The 18,005-nt window shown below is 62.2% G+C and carries 18 protein-coding genes, 1 tRNA gene and 2 pseudogenes; 11 read left to right on the plus strand and 10 right to left on the minus strand.

Annotated features, from left to right (window positions below):
- Both QRN04_RS17515 and QRN04_RS17520 read left to right on the plus strand, forming a co-directional pair.
- Positions 1 to 173: pseudogene (locus tag QRN04_RS17515) on the plus strand (thioredoxin-disulfide reductase); the annotation flags it as partial.
- 178 nt (positions 174 to 351) lie between these two features.
- Positions 352 to 1,737: an FAD-dependent oxidoreductase gene (locus tag QRN04_RS17520; RefSeq protein WP_284977309.1), complete on the plus strand. Its 1,386-nt coding sequence runs from the start codon at positions 352 to 354 to the stop codon at positions 1,735 to 1,737.
- A gap of 502 nt (positions 1,738 to 2,239) precedes the next feature.
- On the opposite strand, the gene QRN04_RS17525 is transcribed toward QRN04_RS17520, so the two are convergent.
- The gene (locus tag QRN04_RS17525) at positions 2,240 to 3,445 is read right to left on the minus strand and encodes an MFS transporter (RefSeq protein WP_284977310.1); all 1,206 of its coding nucleotides are present in this window, start codon (positions 3,443 to 3,445) and stop codon (positions 2,240 to 2,242) included.
- A 709-nt stretch (positions 3,446 to 4,154) separates the two neighbouring features.
- Between QRN04_RS17525 and QRN04_RS17530 the strand changes: the two genes are divergently transcribed.
- The gene (locus QRN04_RS17530) at positions 4,155 to 5,261 is read left to right on the plus strand and encodes a glucose 1-dehydrogenase (RefSeq protein ID WP_284977311.1); all 1,107 of its coding nucleotides are present in this window, start codon (positions 4,155 to 4,157) and stop codon (positions 5,259 to 5,261) included.
- 1 nt (position 5,262) lies between these two features.
- Positions 5,263 to 7,065, plus strand: coding sequence for a glycoside hydrolase family 15 protein (locus tag QRN04_RS17535; protein WP_284977312.1), 1,803 nt, complete (start codon positions 5,263 to 5,265; stop codon positions 7,063 to 7,065).
- A gap of 225 nt (positions 7,066 to 7,290) precedes the next feature.
- Here the strand turns inward: QRN04_RS17535 and QRN04_RS17540 are convergent, their stop codons facing one another.
- Both QRN04_RS17540 and QRN04_RS17545 read right to left on the minus strand, forming a co-directional pair.
- Positions 7,291 to 7,686: a hypothetical protein gene (locus tag QRN04_RS17540; protein WP_284977313.1), complete on the minus strand. Its 396-nt coding sequence runs from the start codon at positions 7,684 to 7,686 to the stop codon at positions 7,291 to 7,293.
- On the minus strand, positions 7,623 to 7,787 hold the full coding sequence (locus QRN04_RS17545) for a TetR/AcrR family transcriptional regulator (protein ID WP_350224951.1): 165 nt from the start codon (positions 7,785 to 7,787) through the stop codon (positions 7,623 to 7,625). The genes QRN04_RS17540 and QRN04_RS17545 overlap by 64 nt, the downstream gene beginning before the upstream one ends.
- A gap of 80 nt (positions 7,788 to 7,867) precedes the next feature.
- Here QRN04_RS17545 and QRN04_RS17550 point away from each other — a divergent pair, with 80 nt between their 5' ends.
- Positions 7,868 to 8,011 carry a hypothetical protein gene (locus tag QRN04_RS17550; RefSeq protein ID WP_284977315.1) on the plus strand — a complete coding sequence of 48 codons (144 nt, stop codon included), beginning with the start codon at positions 7,868 to 7,870 and terminating at the stop codon, positions 8,009 to 8,011.
- Between the two features lie 160 nt (positions 8,012 to 8,171).
- Here QRN04_RS17550 and QRN04_RS17555 read toward each other — a convergent pair whose 3' ends face one another.
- The 5 genes and pseudogenes from QRN04_RS17555 to QRN04_RS17570 all read right to left on the minus strand — a co-directional run bounded on the left by QRN04_RS17555 (position 8,172) and on the right by QRN04_RS17570 (position 11,001).
- A complete protein-coding gene (locus QRN04_RS17555; protein ID WP_284977316.1) occupies positions 8,172 to 8,573 on the minus strand; it encodes a hypothetical protein in 402 nt (133 codons plus the stop codon).
- Positions 8,574 to 8,748: 175 nt separating this feature from the next.
- Entirely contained in the window at positions 8,749 to 8,958 is a 210-nt protein-coding gene (locus QRN04_RS17560) for a hypothetical protein (protein WP_284977317.1), read from the minus strand.
- A gap of 462 nt (positions 8,959 to 9,420) precedes the next feature.
- Positions 9,421 to 9,759, minus strand: coding sequence for a DUF1801 domain-containing protein (locus QRN04_RS17565; protein WP_284977318.1), 339 nt, complete (start codon positions 9,757 to 9,759; stop codon positions 9,421 to 9,423).
- Positions 9,760 to 10,120: 361 nt separating this feature from the next.
- A pseudogene (locus QRN04_RS18195) lies at positions 10,121 to 10,680 on the minus strand (transposase); the annotation flags it as partial.
- A gap of 57 nt (positions 10,681 to 10,737) precedes the next feature.
- Complete coding sequence (locus QRN04_RS17570) at positions 10,738 to 11,001, minus strand: DUF1345 domain-containing protein (protein WP_502868823.1); 264 nt, start codon at positions 10,999 to 11,001, stop codon at positions 10,738 to 10,740.
- Here QRN04_RS17570 and QRN04_RS17575 point away from each other — a divergent pair.
- Both QRN04_RS17575 and QRN04_RS17580 read left to right on the plus strand, forming a co-directional pair.
- Positions 10,996 to 11,370 carry a phospholipase D-like domain-containing protein gene (locus QRN04_RS17575; RefSeq protein WP_502868824.1) on the plus strand — a complete coding sequence of 125 codons (375 nt, stop codon included), beginning with the start codon at positions 10,996 to 10,998 and terminating at the stop codon, positions 11,368 to 11,370. The two genes, QRN04_RS17570 and QRN04_RS17575, sit on opposite strands and share 6 nt — an antisense overlap.
- A gap of 59 nt (positions 11,371 to 11,429) precedes the next feature.
- Positions 11,430 to 11,555, plus strand: a complete 126-nt coding sequence (locus tag QRN04_RS17580) for a hypothetical protein (RefSeq protein WP_284977320.1) — start codon at positions 11,430 to 11,432, stop codon at positions 11,553 to 11,555.
- A 574-nt stretch (positions 11,556 to 12,129) separates the two neighbouring features.
- On the opposite strand, the gene QRN04_RS17585 is transcribed toward QRN04_RS17580, so the two are convergent.
- Positions 12,130 to 12,858 carry a VIT1/CCC1 transporter family protein gene (locus tag QRN04_RS17585; protein WP_284977321.1) on the minus strand — a complete coding sequence of 243 codons (729 nt, stop codon included), beginning with the start codon at positions 12,856 to 12,858 and terminating at the stop codon, positions 12,130 to 12,132.
- Between the two features lie 324 nt (positions 12,859 to 13,182).
- Between QRN04_RS17585 and QRN04_RS17590 the strand changes: the two genes are divergently transcribed.
- From QRN04_RS17590 to QRN04_RS17600, 3 genes are all read left to right on the plus strand, one after another.
- On the plus strand, positions 13,183 to 13,998 hold the full coding sequence (locus tag QRN04_RS17590; RefSeq protein WP_284977322.1) for a slipin family protein: 816 nt from the start codon (positions 13,183 to 13,185) through the stop codon (positions 13,996 to 13,998).
- Positions 13,999 to 15,045: 1,047 nt separating this feature from the next.
- A complete protein-coding gene (locus QRN04_RS17595) occupies positions 15,046 to 15,306 on the plus strand; it encodes a hypothetical protein (RefSeq protein WP_284977323.1) in 261 nt (86 codons plus the stop codon).
- Positions 15,307 to 15,375: 69 nt separating this feature from the next.
- Entirely contained in the window at positions 15,376 to 16,014 is a 639-nt protein-coding gene (locus QRN04_RS17600) for a hypothetical protein (protein WP_284977324.1), read from the plus strand.
- Between the two features lie 976 nt (positions 16,015 to 16,990).
- On the opposite strand, the gene QRN04_RS17605 is transcribed toward QRN04_RS17600, so the two are convergent.
- Positions 16,991 to 17,072 (minus strand) — tRNA-Leu (locus tag QRN04_RS17605).
- A gap of 198 nt (positions 17,073 to 17,270) precedes the next feature.
- On the opposite strand from QRN04_RS17605, the gene QRN04_RS17610 reads away from it, so the two are divergent.
- Positions 17,271 to 17,876, plus strand: a complete 606-nt coding sequence (locus tag QRN04_RS17610; RefSeq protein ID WP_141282080.1) for an ANTAR domain-containing response regulator — start codon at positions 17,271 to 17,273, stop codon at positions 17,874 to 17,876.
- Positions 17,877 to 18,005: the final 129 nt, after the last annotated feature.

Below are 18,005 nucleotides of genomic sequence, written 5' to 3' on the forward strand. Positions count from 1 at the left end.
ACCTCAGCGGCGTTTTCGCCTGCGGAGACGCCGTCGACCACCGCTACCGCCAGGCCATCACCGCGGCCGGAACGGGCTGCGCGGCCGCGCTGGACGCGGAACGGTTCCTCGCCGCGCTGGAGGATGCGGACAGCATCGCCACGGCCCTGGTCGAAGAACCAACCCACGCCTAACCACTCGAAACGGGAGGGGGTGAACTGGATGGACACCGGATGCTGCATCGACACGGGCTGCTGCGACGAGGACGATCTGGACTGCTGCTGAACAGCGACGCCCCGGCCAGCCGGCCCCATAAGGACCGGCAGGCACCCCGCCCGACCCGCACACCAACGGATGAAACAAGAGGACAGCATGGATTCAGTGAAAAACCTTCCCATCGCAGTGATCGGCGCAGGCCCGGTAGGGCTGGCCACTGCGGCCCACCTGCTCGAACGCGGACTCGAACCCGTGATTTTCGAAGCCGGCCCAACCTCCGGCGCAGCCATCGAACAATGGCGCCACATCCGGCTGTTCTCCCCATGGCGGTTCAATCTGGACGACGCCGCCGTCCGCTTGCTCGAACCCACCGGCTGGGAATCACCGCGCCCCACCGCATTGCCTTACGGTGGCGAACTCATCGACAACTACCTCACCCCGCTGGCCTCAACGTCCGAGATTTCTTCCCGGCTCCAGACCGGTGCCCGAGTCATCGCCGTGACCCGGCAGGGCATGGACAAAACCCACGTCCGCGACCGCGACGCCACAGCCTTTGTTGTCCGCGTCGAGCACGACGGCGGTGAGACGAGGGACCACACCGTGGCCGCCGTTATCGACGCCTCCGGCACCTGGTCCACCCGCAACCCGCTGGGAACCTCCGGCCTGCCCGCCATCGGCGAGACCACTGCCGTTGACAGGATTTCCTCGCCCCTGCCCGATGTTGTTGGCCGGGACCGGGGCGCCTTCGCCGGCCGCCGCGCCCTGGTTGTCGGAGCCGGGCACTCGGCCGCGAACACCCTGATCAATCTCGCAGACCTGGCCAAGGAAGAGCCCGACACCCGTATCCTGTGGGCCGTCCGCGGCAACTCAGCCGAGAAAGTTTACGGCGGCGGGGACGCCGACGGGCTCCCTGCGCGAGGCCAGCTCGGCTCCCGCCTTCGCCGCTTGGTCGAAGCCGGCACCATCGAACTGCACACCGGCTTCGGGATCGCCGCCCTGAGAAACCTCGACTCGCACCTGAGCGTCGAATCCGTCGATGGACGAACCATCGACGCCGACGTCATCGTCCCCTGCACCGGCTTCCGCCCGGACCTGGAGATCCTGCGCGAACTGCGCCTGAACCTGGACCCCGCCGTTGAAGCCCCCACCGAACTCGGCCCGCTGATCGACCCTGAATTCCACTCCTGCGGCACCGTCCCCGCGCACGGTGCGAAGGTTCTGGCCCACCCCGAAAAGGACTTCTACATCGTCGGAATGAAGTCCTACGGCCGGGCCCCGACCTTCCTGCTCGCTACCGGCTACGAACAGGTCCGCTCCGTCGCCGCAGCCCTCGCGGGCGACCAGGCATCCGCGGACACCGTCCACCTTGAACTGCCCGAAACAGGGGTTTGCTCCGCCAACGTCGGCACCAGCTGCGACGTCCCCGCCGCAGCCGCCACTGCGTCGCAAGAGCTTGAGTCGGGGTGTTGCGCCGCGCCGGAACCGGCATTCGTGGGCTTCCCGAGTGGGCTCGCGCACGGCCGCTCCGGCACTGACAACTAAAGGCCAGTCATCCAAACCCAAACATTGGGGCAGTGTCAAGACCGAAGACCGGGAAAGGACGCTGGGTTCGCGCGACATCACCGAAGTACTCCATTGCATCAGTGGCCGGCTCGCCGGGCGTTATGCGGGGATCTTCGCCGCAGAAACCGTCCAAGGCTACGCCTTTAACGCCCTACACCGCTGGCCAAGTCACAAGGCTCCCTCGCCTCCGAAGTCGCGGAAGTGTTGTTTGTTTGCGTGCAGGACGCAGGCCGGTCCCAGATGGCCGCGGCATGGAATACCCCAAGCCCCTCACCGACGACGTCGTCCCCGCCTGCGACGTGGTCATCACCATAGGTTGCGGTGACTCCCGCCCGATATACCCCGGCAGAGGCCAGCAAGACTGGCAACTCACCACCCGTCGTCTAGACGTTCGAGACCGTCCGTGCCATCCGCGATGAAATCCACGACCGCGTGAAAACCTGGTCGCCTCCCTCCCGACTGATGCCGCATGGAATCCTGCTTAGCTGCTGATCACCGAGTTACGTCCGGCGAGTACCCCCGTCACGGCGAGGACCGCCATAATGGCCGCGGTGAAGAGCAGCGGAAGTGCCCAGTCTCCGCCTAGGTCGCGAAGACCACCGAAGATGACTGGGCCCGCTGCACCTAGTGCGTAGCCCACGGATTGCGCCATGCCCGATAGCGACGCTGCCTGAGGGTAGTTCACGGTTCGCAGGCTGAAGAGAGACAGGGCGATGACAATGAGGCTTCCGCACCCGATTGCCCCCAGTAGGACCCACAGCAATATGAGGTCCGGCGCGAGTGCGAGCCCGAGAAACGTTACGAACGTGAGCGCGGCACTGGTGAAGGATACGAGCCGCTGGTCCGAACCCCGGTGAAGGATTCCCCCTGTGGCAAGGCTGGCAAAGACGCTGATGAGCAGAAAAACGGAAAGGTGGATGCCAGCGGTGGCAGCGGGGACACCGCGGCTTTGTTCGATCGTGGGAAGCCATGCCATGAGGACGTAAAAGGCGACCGATTGCAGTCCCATGAAGATCGTCACCTGCCAGCCTAAGGCGGAGGCCCAGGGCGACCGGTAGGAGGCGGGGTCCCTCGCGGTGCCATGCGTGGTGCTTATCCCGTGCCGGCGCAGCCACGGCATGAGCACGGCCAAGGCGATGAGGGCCAGACCCACCCAAACCCCGAGGGCAAGCCGCCACCCTTCCGGCGACGTCTGTGCAACGGGAACGACGACGGCGGCCCCCACAGCGGCAAAGGCGGCCTGCGTGGCCGTATAGAACCCAGTGACCCGGCTGACCCTCGTCGGAAAATCACGCTTCACGAGCGAGGGGACGAGAACATTGAGAAACGCGATAGCCAAGCCGATCAGTGCTGTGCCGGCCCAAATGAAGCCGGGCACGGGTAGGGAGCGGAGCACGATGCTCAAGGCGAGGATCAACAGTGACATCCATAGCGCGCGGTCCAGACCCAGGCGGGAAGCGAAACGGGGCGCCACGGGCGAGAAGACGGCGAAAGCAATGAGCGGAAGACCTGTCAGGAATCCTGCTGCCGGGCTGGACAGGCCCAGGTCACTGCTGATGTTCGCGAGGACCGGTCCCACGCTGACAAATGAGACCCGAAGGTTGACTGCAATGACCAGAACACCAATGAAGGCAAAGCCGACGCTGGCGGTGCGGCGCGCCGGCGCGTTCCGAGTAGCAGTGCGCATCGTACGTTCTTCCCTCCTTCAGGAGTCGAGGAGCCTTCACCGCCCGTCCCCTCCCATTACCAATTCCTTTGGAAGCCCTGACCTGCGATTTTATACGCTCAGGATCCATCATCCATCAGCGGTCCAGCCTCCTTGAGGCACTCCGTGCATGCCGTTACGAGAAGCACCTGTGAGCTGCGGTTTTGTCATACTGATTCATTTGATGAATCGATTGATAATCGATTCGAGGAACAGGCCTCCTCAGGTCCCCCTCCTCAACGATCGCTAAGTCGGTGACTGTTGAGCTAAGTCGGTGGCTGTTGATCAGTGGTGTAGTTGCATGCGTTGGACGACGGTGGCGCATATTTCTTCTACGGACATGGATGCAGAGTTCACGTAGGGGATGTTGTTGGTCCGGTACCTGGCACTTATCAGGCGGCCTCCGGCTGGGACCCCTGTACCGGACTCGGTAGCCCCGACGGGACGGCCCTACTCACAGCGATCAAATCCGGTGGGTAGAGGTCGTTGATCGACTTCTGCCCCTCAAGCTGCCTGGCCGCGGTGTCCACGCCACCAAACTAGCGGAAACGGCCTGGAGATCAGGTTGACACGCAGAGGCCCCGTGCGGACAAACTCGTCCGGCGTTATGCGTCTCTCCGGGGCAGTGCCCGGCCCTATCGTGGGTTCCTTCCTAGGCCTTGCTGTTAGGTTGGCAATGCGGGCTATTCGTGTGACGTCAACCGTTGGCTGGGCCGCCGCTGGGCGGCAATCGAGTGCGGAGGAAACCTTGAGAGCTTTGACTGTTGTTCCCGAGAACAAGGATTCTTTGGAATTGAGGGATGTTGCCGAGCCAGGACAAGCTGACGGGCAGGTCCTGATCGAGACCCTGGAAGTCGGGCTTTGCGGCACGGATCTGGAAATCATCGCCGGAGAGTACGGAGAGGCGCCCGAGGGATCGCCCTTCCTTGTCCTGGGGCACGAAAACCTCGGGCGGGTCCTTGAGGCTCCGGAGGCCTCAGGGTTCAGCAGAGGTGATCTGGTCGTGTGTATCGTCCGGCGGCCGGACCCCGTCCCGTGCCCGGCCTGCGCCGCCGGCCAGTGGGATATGTGTCGTAACGGCCGCTACACGGAGCACGGGATCAAAGGTCTGCATGGATTTGCCCGTGACCGCTATCGCGCCGATCCCGACGCGCTGGTCCGGCTCAGCCCATCACTGACCAACGTCGGAGTCCTGCTGGAGCCGACCACGATCGTCGCCAAGGCGTGGCAGCACATCGACGCGATCGGCTCCCGCGCTTTTTTCCAGCCTAAGACGGCGGTCGTCACAGGAGCGGGCCCGGTGGGCCTGCTCGCCGCACTGCTGGGCGTGCAGCGCGATCTTGACGTCCACGTCTTCGACAGGATGACATCCGGTCCGAAACCCGAACTGGTCCGGGATCTCGGGGCGACGTACCACTCAGAGAGCCTCACCGCGTCAGGGATCAAAGCCGATGTCTTGGTCGAATGCACCGGCGTCGCCTCCGTGGTGATGGAATCGGTCACCTGCCGGGCTCTGGATTCCGTAACGTGCCTGACGGGTGTGTCTTCGACCGGCAAAACTGAACAGGTGGACGTCGGTGCCCTCAACCGGGCCCTAGTGCTGGGCAACGAATCCGTATTCGGCAGCGTCAACGCCAACCGCAGCCACTACGAAGCCGCGGCGGCTGCCCTGGAGAAGGCAGACAGCGGATGGCTGCAGCGCCTCATCACCCGCCGGGTGCCACTCACCGACTTCCAAGACGCGTTCCGCCGGCAGGACACGGACGTAAAAGTCGTCCTCGAAGTGAAGGGCAACTGACGTGACACGCATCGAAGACTACGCAATCGTCGGTGACCTTCACACAGCTGCCCTGATCGGAACGGACGGCTCCATCGACTGGCTCTGCCTGCCGCACTTCGACTCACCGGCCTGCTTCGCGGCGCTGCTTGACACCCCCGAGGCGGGCCGCTGGCTGCTTGCCCCTACCGCCGGGGGCACGTGCACCCGGCGGCAGTACCGTCCGGACACGCTCGTGCTTGAGACCGATTGGGAGACGGCGAGCGGCCGGGTCCGGGTGATCGACTTCATGCCCCCGCGTGACGAGGCCGCCGACATCATAAGGATCGTGGAGGGCGTCAGCGGAACGGTGGACATGCGGGGTGAACTGGCGTTGCGTTTCGACTACGGGCGCGTTGTCCCCTGGGTGCGGCGGACCAAAAAGGGAATCCACGCCGTTGCTGGCCCGGACTCTGTCACTATGTCCTCACCGGTTCCCATGCACGGCCAACACTTGCGCACGGTCAGCGAATTCACCATCACGGAGGGTGAGCGCATTCCCTTTGTGCTGACCTGGGCGCCAAGCCACCTTCGGGCTCCGCGGTCGGCGGACGCCGAGGAGGCCCTGTCCAGGACGGTGTCTTACTGGGAGCAGTGGTCTGCCCGCAGTCTCGCCACCGGGCCCTACCGTGATGCCGTCCAGCGTTCACTGATCACGCTGAAAGCACTGACCTTCGCCCCGACCGGCGGGATCGTTGCGGCCGCGACGACGTCGCTACCGGAGCAGCCCGGCGGCCCGCGCAACTGGGACTATCGGTACTGCTGGCTGCGGGATGCGACGCTGACACTCCAATCCCTCATCACCGCCGGGTACACGGACGAAGCAAAGGCGTGGCGGCAATGGCTGTTGCGCGCCGTCGCGGGTGACCCTGCAGACCTGCAGATCATGTACTCCATCGACGGCCGGCGCCGGCTTCCCGAAGCAGAATTGCCGTGGCTGGCCGGGTACGAAAAATCGACTCCGGTCCGGACCGGCAACGCGGCCGCTGACCAACTCCAGTTGGACGTTTGGGGTGAAGTCCTGGATGGTCTTTCCCTCACACGCAACGCGCTCGGGCTACAACACGATGCGGACAACTCCTGGGACATCCAGATCGCACTCATGGACCACCTTGAAGGCGCCTGGCAGGAGCCCGACAACGGGCTCTGGGAGATACGCGGTCCGCGCCGGCATTTCACCCATTCCAAGGTGATGGCATGGGTGGCAGTGGACCGCATGATCAAAGGGGTGCGCCAGTTCCACCTCCCTGGACCGGCGGACAGGTGGGAGGAGCTCCGTGACGCCATTCACGCGGACGTTATGGAACACGGCTTCAACACGGAGATGAACTCTTTCGTCCAGTCCTACGGGAGCACGGGACTGGACGCGAGCCTACTCTTGATCCCCCGCGTCGGTTTCCTGCCGCCGGACGACCCCCGCGTTCTGGGCACTATTGATGCGATCCAGCGTGAACTGACGGAGGACGGGTTCGTTCTGCGGTATAGGACTGAACACAGCGACGACGGGCTGCCCGGCGGCGAGGGCGTGTTCCTGGCCTGTTCCTTCTGGCTCGTCGACGCGCTCCTCGGGGCCGGCCGCCGAGCCGAGGCCACAAGACTCTTCGAACGGCTTCTCGCGCTACGCAACGACGTCGGACTGCTCAGTGAGGAATGGGACGTCCAAGGCGGCCGGCAACTGGGCAACACCCCGCAGGCATTCAGTCACTTTGCCCTCGTTACCAGCGCGTTCCAACTCCAGCACGGCAGGGCTGGCCGAAGCGATGAAAAGATCCCATCCGGCGGGTAGGCGTAATTCGAGGATGCCGGGAACTGGGGCGAAAAGGTCAAAGGCGCCGTCAGTAGAGCTGCCTTTGGCCCCGACGCCCCACGGCTCGATGCAAGGACCGTGCTCAGGGGCAGGCTGCCCTCGACCTGCTGATGACTGATGCGGAGGTTCTCGGCCGTCGCCTACCATGACCGGACGGCAGATCCCCTGTCTGAGAAACATGGCCCATGCACCGCCATGGATATCTCACCGAGGCCCTTGCGCCGCGCTTCGTCCGGCGGTGTCGCTGGACTTCGGGAGTCCGGATACCAGCTTTCCCACCTGGATGACGGCCGACCTGATTTTCGTGGGGTTGGTGATAGTCAGGAACTGGAGCATCAGGCCATCCAGGGCGGCGAAGATCGCCAAGGAGGCTCCGCCCGTGGTATCAAGTCCCCGTTGGCTCAATGCCTCTTCGACGGTTCCCACGTAGGTCTCGTACAGCCCTTCCACCATCGACAGGGTCTTGGGGTTTCGCCTGGACTCCAGGAGCATCTCGAACTGGAACAGCTGCAGTTCAGGTTCAGCCGACACCGTAGTTATGAGCGAGTCAGCGAATCCTTCATCGAAGTCCGCGATACCGGCCAGACCGGTCTCCTGCATGGAACGCTGAACGGCCCACTCATGTTGGCAGTCAAAAGTCCTTCCAGGGAACCGAAGTGGTGCGTGACAAGCGTATGGTTCACGCCAGCCCGAGCGGCCACAGACCGATGGGTGACACCCCTCAAGCCCGCCCCGCGTGTCTCTGGACCCGACGCTGCCAGGTCGTGTCTCGGGTTCAAGCATGGAAAGGGACGCGTTCGGGGAACTTCAAGGGCAGAGCTCGATCAACGAACTGCTCGAGGAGCCCGTCGGCAACACCCCCGTCCAGCTGGCGCTGCCCATTCTGATCGAGGTGAAGCCCGCCCACTTCCAGTGCTTTTACTGAAACGCGCCGGCGGCGAAGCTCCTGTGCATACCGGTCCCGGGCCAGCTCCTGATCACTTGGAACGCAGTCGGGGCAGCCGCTCCCCCGTCAACACTGGCCGCTTCGGTCCTGTACCCGGAGCGGCTGCCCCGCGCCCGAGCTCAATTGAACTCGGTGGTAATCAGGATCTTTCCTCCGACGGCGTGTCTTGGGCAAGGCTGTGAGACCGATGCCGCGCCTCCCAGATCAAAGCGTGGAGCGTCAGCGCAGTCACCACCGCCAACGCTGCACCCGTGAGGAAGAACGGAGTGAACTGTCCGAGATAGAAGTACCACGGCGGTGGAAGTTCCTGCTGGAAAGCGCTGGAGTAGCCAGCAAAAGATGAGTAGGCCATGGATCCGTAAGCACCTACGCAGCCAACCGAGCCCAGGATCGCGGCTAAAAACCACAGGACAACGACGAAGGGATTGACCCTCCGCCGGTGCCCGGATGCTATCACCGGGGTCTCCGCTGAACCCCGTTCCCTGACCACGACCCGCTCAATAACCTCGCGGGCGGGTACGCCGTCTAATTCATTCTCCATGACCCGCTCCCCTTGAACACCGTGCCACCTATGGTCAGTCCTCGTACGCGCTATGCCCGGACATCGCCCGCCTCGTTCTGCCCGTTGTGTCCATCGTTCCAGAAAGGGATACGACCACTAACGCACAGCCTTCAACAAGGAGTCCGTCGCACCCGGACATATTTCTATCGGCTTTCTATCGGCCCGCAACGGAGGGCTCCGCAGAGCTGTCCCCCATGTCCTCTGTGCCTTGGGCGACGGCTTCGGGCTCTTCCTCCGGCTCGAAAGAGTTCAGCTCCATGCCCGCACCCCTTGCCGGGTCCGGAACGAGGCCATCCCGCCCCAAACCATCGGCACCGGCCTCCCCGCTCTTGGCGGGAACTTGTTCACGACTATCAGCCGTCATCGTCGCCTCCAGGATCGAACAACTGCTGACGGGCCCACGGTAACACTCACGTTCGCCCATAGTAAGCACGTTCCTTCCTATTGTGTAAGCAACCGTTCAGGACCATGACCACCCCGCAGGCGACATCGATCCCTGCCCTGGTGGCCATCACCGCTTTCAGGTCCTCATGGGGGTGCTCAACCGTTTCAATCCGAAGAGCCAACCGAAGGTCGCTGCCTTCGACGTCCGCAAAAGCAGCCGGTTCACCGATCACCTTCCCAGTGAAAAGACGTGGTGCGGGTGCCCAGTACCACCAAGACACTCCGGATCAGCGACCGAGGAGCCGGAGCTGCGCGGGAACACCACCCCCGCGCTGCGGCCACGACAGGAAGGAGCAGTCATTCGACGCGCATTAGGGTTTCAAATGCCGGGAACTGTTTCGCGTTGGGCACGGCAAACAACCACATCCTGAACGCGTTCGGGTCAGGCAACCGCTTTCTCGACAAGGCTGCGGATCTTTGCCTCGGTCGCGGCATCCAGCGAGGTGATGTTCCAGGCAACCGGGTGCATGTGTACGCCTTCCTCGAAGGCAGGGTTCACAACCTCACCGAAGCCGAACGCGATAAAGTCCTTATCCGGTTTGATGTAGCAGACGTCCTTTCCGTCCTTCACGTAGAAAGGTAGCCCCCAGCGGACGATCGGTTCCAACGACGGCCCGGCCTCCCGGATGATGCTATGGAGGCGTTCTCCTATCTCGCGGTAATGCGCGGGGGCTTCACCGAGTTTAGCGAGGACGGCCGCGTCACCCTTTTTCGTGAACATCGTGTCTCCTTCAAGTAGTCCCTAGACCATTGTTATAACCGGCTCCGGCTGCCGCACTCATAACGTGATCGTACGCCCGACTCGGATACCCTACCGGCCTCAACCACACCATCATGGCCTTAAAAACACCCCAACTAGTCTGCTGAGACAGCTCACCCTGAGGCGCCTTAACGAGATACTGCGAGCTGAGTGATCCCACGGTCAAACAGCACCACCCCTCGCGCGGCTGCTGTCTCAGAAACCCTTTTGTTTTTCAAGACGCTAGGCTATCCGGACCGAGAAAGTGTTTTAATTCCGTTGGCGTCACACTAATAAACTACCGACGACAACCCTCTCACCTGTCTCATAACTATGGACGAGTACGGGACTGCACGTGAAGGGACTGGTAGATCGTCTCAGGTGACACCCTCATCCCCGGCTCATCTCGGAACTCAACCCGGAGTCGTCCTGCGATCTGCCCGGGTGAGTACTTCTTTCTCAGGTCCGCTTCCACCTCCGCCCGCAGCACCGTGTTCGTGTGCAGTTTCGCTGGTTTCGGTCGCGAGGCCCGTTCATAGGCCAGTGAATGCGCTGAAGTCACCCGGTAGGGCCTCCCTGCCACCAAGTTACGCCGCAACTCCCTGGAAACCGTGGAGGCCGCTCTGCAGACCACGACTCCGATCTGCCGCAGAGATTGCCCCGGGCACGCAGTATTGCGATCTCCTTGACCTGGGCGAACGTCAGGCACCGGCCCTTCAGATCACGGCCCCGCCGGGGCCTGACACCACCGGCCTCATGCAAGACCCTGCGCCAGGTACGCCGGCTCGTATTGATCGGAGCCACGGCTTCGGTGATGAAATCATCCGCCCGCATCCCGGCCCAAAAAACCTGCAAGAGATCAGGCCTCAAATGAATTGAATACCCCGCCAAAACAACACCCATCCGCTAAGTGTTGCAATCACCGCAAGAATCCAAGGATCCCCTTACAGACAATTGGGGTCAGTGAACGAGTCCGGAGACAAGGTTGATGACCGTTGCGAGCACGATGGCACCCAGAAGGTAGGAGAGCAGTGCCTGGCGGAGCGCCGTGTAGCGGATGGCGTCCGTTGTAAGGTTCGTGTCCGAGACCTGGAACGTCATGCCGATGGTGAAGGACAGGTAGGCAAAATCCATGTACCGCGGCGGTTTTTTCTCGTTGAAGTCCACGCCATCGCTTTCCCTGTAGTAAATGGTCGCGTACCGCAGCGTGAAGAGCGTTTGCACCAGGAGCCAGGACAGCGTAACGCTGCCCAGGGCCAGGGCAATGATCTTGCGTACCCGATCCGCGGAGTGTATCTGGACGCCATCAGCCGCGCCCAGGACCACATTTACATCACCATGGCCTATTTCATCCCGGACCAACAGATTCTGCGGGCGTTGCTGGCGGCAAGCCGCCGGGGCGTGGACGGCCGGCTGATCCTCCCGGAGGATTCAAACCACGTCCTCGCTGACTGGCTTTCACGCGGGTTCTATACATCGCTGTTCCAGGACGGAATAACCATCCTGCTGTACCGCAACGCCCTGATCCACGCCAACACGGCAACAATCGATGGCAACTGGTCCACCGTAGGCACCGCAACATCGACAGGCTGAGCCTAAGGGGCAACTACGAAATCAACCTGGCAATTAACGACACCGGCTTCGCAACTGACATGCGGAAAATATTCGGCACGGACAGCACCAACTGCCGGATACTGGCCTTGGACGAATGGCAGCAACGCTACACCGTGGCACGCTGCCGGGAAATCGTCCTGATCCCCTTCCGGCCCTTCCTCTAAGAACAAAGGAAACCCTGCGCCCGAGACCCCAGGCCATCAGCAGTTCCACAAGTGCGCAACGTCGGCCCAATCGGCGTCCTCAACCAATTGGTGCTGGCGCTGACTTCCATTTGACTCGTGGCCAGTCCATTCCCATGTTCCTGGCCCAGCCGAGGGGCGGCATTTCGTAAGGGATGCTGCAAAGGGAGCATCTGGTGGTGTATCCCTTACCATCCACTGATGGAATTCCTCCAGACGGTACTTCCACAGGTCTATTCGCCGCGGTTCATAGTCAACCGGTAGACGGCAAAAACGGTCCCCAGTACAAAAGGGACGCAAAGCACGTCCACTCCCACCAACCGGGAATGTCCCGTCCCGCGAAGCTCCCCAGAACCATCAGCGGCGGCCCGGCAACAACTAAAACAACCATCACGGCTCCCCCACCCGTCCGGTGTTTCCGTCCCTGAGAACGTTCATCTTGCCTCCCGTTTGTGCTGCTGAACGTCACGGTCGAAATCCTTGGGCTTCCCAACCGTCCGTGGGTGAGCAGTTGGTGCTCACCGGCTCGGTCAGCCAGGCAAAGACCGGTCGTTTCTCAGGCAACGCCGGACGCGCCTAGCAGCCGGCCCACGAGAAACGTGAAAGCCAGAGCCAGGGCTCCGCCGATAACAACCCGCAGCCCGGCCCGCCTCTTCGAGCCCCCGCCGATCCGGGCGCCCAGGGCCCCGGTCACTGCAAGAGCCACAAGGACCACAACAAACGTCACGGGAACCCGCCAGGCCGCGGGAGGCAGGAGTATCCCAACCAGGGGCAGGACAGCGCCGATCGCGAAGCTCACTGCAGAGGCGAACGCCGCATGCCAGGGGCTGACGATCTCGTTTTCGTCGATATTCAATTCCGCTGACAGATGGGCCGCCAGCACGTCCTGGCCCGTGAGTTCCTCAGCCACACGGCGCGCCGTGTCGGCCGTCAGGCCCTTCTGCTCATAGAGGGCCGTGAGCTCAGCGAGCTCTTCCTCGGGCTGTTCGGCCAGCTCCGCACGTTCCTTAGCGATAAGAGCCCTCTGGCTGTCACGCTGGCTGCTGACCGAAACGTACTCTCCCAGTGCCATCGACACTGCCCCGCCGACCAGGGCAGCGACGCCCGCCGTCAGGACAGCGCCGGTGCCGGCCGTTGCTCCAGCGACCCCCACGACGATCGCGGCCACCGATACGATGCCGTCGTTTGCTCCCAGAATGCCGGCCCGCAACCAGTTCAGCCGTGCGGCCACATCCGCACGGTGCGGTTCGTCTTCGTGCCACGCCTCTGACCCCGTACCAGTCATGCCCACATCAAACCACGCAGCGCCCGTTGCTCATACCCACCGCCACACGTTTCTTTTTGATCCCGGCAGCCCACGGCGCGCGGTCCCGGTCCCGCAGTCTGCCGGGAGCCAGGGAGCCAGGGGCCTGGAAGTGACGGGAGGACCGGTGGAGGTCTCGTATCGGAGGTCACAGGGCGTCGGCTTCCCTCCGTCCCTGCCGAAGTTCACCGATCCCGCTCAGGACTCTTTTCCGCTCTTTGGTGGGACAATCGAACTAGGACCCCAGTCACGGCGCCAACTCGGCGCCGGCCAGTCCTGCTCAAAAAGGACCAGGAGGGGATCCTGATGGACCCCACCACCATTATCGTTCTCATCATCGTCGGCATTCTCGTGCTCATCGTTGCGAAAATGTCCATCCGGATCGTCCGCCAATACGAAAAGGGCGTGCTCTTCCGGCTCGGCAGGGTCAGTGGAGTCAGAGAACCTGGCCTGCAGCTGATCATCCCCATCATCGACCGTCTCCCCCTGGTCAGCCTGCGGATCGTGACGATGCCCATCCAATCCCAAGGCATCATCACACAGGACAACGTCAGCGTCGACGTCTCAGCCGTCGCCTACTACCGGGTCGTCGACGCCGTTAAATCCGTCGTCGCGATCGAAAACGTCGCCGCGGCCATCAACCAGATCGCGCAAACCACCCTGCGGAAAGTCGTCGGCCGGCACACGTTGGACCAAACCCTGTCCGAGACCGAACGAATCAACGTCGACATCCGCGAAATCCTCGACGTGCTCACCATCGACTGGGGCGTCGAAGTCACCCTTGTGGAGCTCAAGGACATCCAGCTACCCGAAAGCATGAAACGCGCCATGGCCCGCCAAGCGGAAGCCGAACGCGAAAAGAGGGCGAAAATCATTGCCGCCGAAGGCGAAGCCATCGCCGCAGCAGCACTGGGAGACGCCTCCGACACCATGATGGCCCACCCGCTGGCCCTGCAACTCAGGAACCTGCAATCACTGGTCGAGATTGGCGTCGATAAAAACACCACTGTTGTCTTCCCCGCCCCTCTGATGAGCACCATCGGCGAACTCTCCGCGTTCCTGGCCCGCGAAAACCAGGCCGCCGCGTCCTCCAACGGCAAGGTACCCATCAAAGCGGCCTAACTGTCCCCACCAGGGTTCCGTCGACGACTGCCGGGAACAAACCCCCCAAGGTGACCTGCTCGGAATCCAGGACCTGGTCCGCGGTTCAGTCGCAAGCCATTCCGTAGGGGCAGGAACGACGTCAGGCACCGCTCGCGCCGATGCCCGGGTGAAGGTCAGTGTCCCGTTCAGGCTGAGCACAATCATCAGAACGATGACGATTAGGTTCCCGAACTGAATCAGGAAATTCCCCCACCCAAGATAAATTCCGGGATCCGGTATTCCAGTGTCCACCACAAACGATCCGCGCATAACGGCTTCCTGCCCCAAAAGGGGCATGTCGGGACACCTCGGGAATGGCCCTTAAACCTCACGGTCCAGCGCCGTGCACCAATCGTTAACGCCTTCTCACGGTACACTTTCCCGGTCTCGCACCCACACCCGGAAGGGACCTGGCACTGTCATCGCCCCGGCGACCCTGAGGGCGCGAATGCCGCCCCGATCTTCTAGGACCGGGCGTCGGGGCCCGGGAAACCCGGCAATGATCCCCTCGATAAAAACAGCGCCGATTCCCACTGCGAATACGTGGAGCCGCCGATACCGAAAGAGAGTCGAGCACAAAGCGAATCTAGATCTTCAGACTCCCGAAAGGAGGCCGGATGATTCGTTGGAGGACGCCAGCCGATCCCTGAAACCCACCGTGACTATCCGGAATCCTCACTGGCATTAGGGCACCAGGGGCATCATCGGCACCGCGAAGGTGAGCCACGTTCCACTGTCATTTGTGCGCTGGTATTTGAAGGACCAGCCCCGGCGGTTCCAGTTACCTGGGATGTGGAGCGGGCCTCCGACGTTGTGCGAAACCGAGAAGGCGCCCTCCGTGGGTTTCTCTGGCCAGGAGACCAAGTCCACGCGAGGCCACGATTCGCCGGGCCAGCTGAGTATAGCCAGCCTCCGCAGGTCGGTCTTCCGTAGCATTGCCCGTCCCGCATACATTGGGCGCAGGTGTAGTTTTTGCCGGCATCTTCGGCTGATCGCAGGCTACCCAAGACGAAAGGGCGCACGGCCATGAAACTCGCTATCGAGTACTCGTTCCGATTCCGGTACGAGAACACTGTCCAAGAGGTCATCGTCCCCGCCGCCCGGCTTCTGGATGTTCCCTTGGACGTGGAGACGGTCCGCCGCGTGGTGGAAAACGATGACGCGCTGCTCGCTCAGCTCTTCCGGGACATCCTGCCGCAGTACCGGCTGATGGTGAAAGATCCCGGTTACTGGTCCAAGGATCTGGAGCGGGACAACGAGATGATCAAGCTGGTGGAAGTGAACTGAGCGCGCATCACTTGTCTGGCCGCCCCCGCTTGGAACACGGATTCGTTTCCCACACCACATCGGGACGAAGTGCTGAATTCGGACGCAGATCCCGGGCTGGAAGCGGCGCTTCGTACCAGAACCGCACAGATGCGGATTGCGTTGGGCGGTCAGCAAGAGAAACGTCTTGAAGAGTCCCGGAGCGGCCCGGACCGTTATGTCATGGAGAAAAGAGGGTCACCATGGAGAAAAGAGGGTCACCGCGGCGGCAATGGTCGCAGAAATGATCCCCGGCAGGAGCGAAACGGCAATGGACACCACACCCCGACCTGTACCCAACGTCCCGGATGCTCCGGTACCGCCAACGGCGTCAAGGATTTCGTCGCCATCGATGACAGCGGGGCGTTTACGTATCACGGCTCCGAACCGGTGTTGCTAGCCGCGTTTGAATATGTCGGTGAGGCCTCATGCATCATCGACCGGCACGGCGACTCCTATGACCTCGCCCTGGACCCGAACCGTCACCTCATCCTTGGCCGCGCCCACGTTCCGGCGGAATTCCACTGGCTCCGTCAGGCACTGATGGACGCCCGGGAATACCACTTGGACAAACACCGGCTGCGTCGCTTCTACCCCGACACCCCGGACGAGCGGCCAGTACAGGATTTGCTGCACCGCTCTCGTTGCAGCGACAGGCCCTCGCTGCGCGGAGCGAACGCTGCGATCTAGCCCTTGCGGCCGTCGCCTCGTATAGGGGCTCCGACGTCGGCGCGGTCGACGGGCTGACTCAGACGAGAAACACCCTGGCGAGATCCTCAATTACATGCAGCGAGGACGCCTCCGGCCTCATTCCATCGCGCCCGTCACGGCGAAAAATGAGCCACCAACGTTACTAAAGGAGATAGGTCGTTACTGTGCCATAACGATGTCCAGACTAGGCCATAACCCACGTCATTCCGGGGATTTTGATACCCACCTCCTATAGCAACTTTGGCGAAACGGAGCTTTTGTTGTATCGCCAGTGACTGTGGTGAGGTGGGTGGTGCTGGTGGCTTCCCCGCAGCCTCGGGGTTTCATGCAGGCAGGCAATGTAACCCGAAATCGTCGCGAACCTGTTCACGGAAGACCCCACCTCGCCGAGTGCCTCTTCGGTTGATGATGAACCGGCCGTCACGATCGCGCGCAGCGAGCCGAAGCCGATGACCTGAGTGTTACACGGGACAATCCGGAGATGGCGATACCTCTGAGGGGCCTGAGCGAACCATACCCACCAGTATTCAAAGTGCCCAGAGGATGGCCAACCCTCATCGCCACGTCGATAAAGCAGACATGAGTGTTGACAGTGTCCACACTCGCTTTGACAGGACCAACTCACCCACACAGTTCCCCGGATGGCCACGAGCAACCTTCCGAGAACCGCTCCCCAACAAAATCGGTTTCATCACGTCGTACCTGCACCCCATCCCCATGAACAGGTGTTGGCCACCCCCGACCAACCCGACAGAACCGGAACGAGGAATCGCACAAACCCAGCCACAGCACGCGGAAGGCCCACCAGCCAGGGACTTGAACCCGCCACCCCACACACCTGAAGAGGCCAACGCGGCGGCCAGGCCACAGCCCGCGAACCTAGCGTCAGAGGGACGCTACCGCAAGCCTTGTCCACACATTAAAGCAAAAACCCCTCTGACGAGGGGGTATGCCGTGCCCGAGGTGGGACTCGAACCCACACATCTTTCGATACCGCATTTTGAGTGCGGCGCGTCTGCCAATTCCGCCACTCGGGCGCGGATTACCGGGAAGTTAATTCTCGCTGACTGCTCACATTCCTGTGATCAACGCGATCCGTTCCCAGCACGCGAAACTACTCTACATGCAGATAGGCTGATTCAAAGAACCGGGCGCGCGGGTGGCAGAAAATCATGCTCCACAGCCGCCCACACTAAGATGGATATGAACCCGCCGAACCTTTTCAAGGAGATCCTGTGACCGAACAGACGGAGTCCACGTCCACAAGCCAGCCGGCCCGCCGAGTTGTCGTTGCCGAGGATGAGACGCTCATCCGCTTGGACATTATCGAGATTCTGAAAGGCGAGGGGTACGACGTCGTTGGTGAGGCAGATAACGGCGAGAAGGCTGTGCAGCTTGCTGAGGAGCTCAAGCCGGACCTGGTCCTCATGGATGTGAAGATGCCCGTGATGGATGGCATCTCGGCGGCAGAGAAGATCGTCAAGGCCCGGATCGCCCCCGTTGTCCTGCTGACTGCTTTCAGCCAGAAGGAACTCGTGGAGCGTGCACGCGACGCCGGGGCCATGGCGTACGTGGTTAAGCCCTTCTCCCCCGCGGACCTCATCCCGGCCATCGAGATCGCACTAAGCCGCCACGAGGAAATCAAGGCGCTCGAAAACGAGGTGTCCGACCTTCAGGAGCAGTTCGCCACCCGCAAGCTCGTAGAGCGTGCCAAGAGCCTCCTGACCACCAAAATGGGCCTCACCGAGCCGGAAGCGTTCCGCTGGATCCAGAAGACCTCCATGGACCGCCGCCTCAGCATGCGCGAGGTTGCGGAAACCATCATCAACCAGGTCAACTAACCAGCAAACAAGTACGACGGCGGCTGCGAACCTTATGTGAGGTTCGCAGCCGCCGTCGTGAGCACCGTAAAACAAAAATGAAGCGGGCCCCACCAACTGAAAATTGGCGGGACCCGCTTCACTCCAGTG

Source organism: Arthrobacter sp. efr-133-TYG-104, assembly GCF_030208915.1.
Taxonomy (GTDB): Bacteria; Actinomycetota; Actinomycetes; order Actinomycetales; family Micrococcaceae; genus Arthrobacter.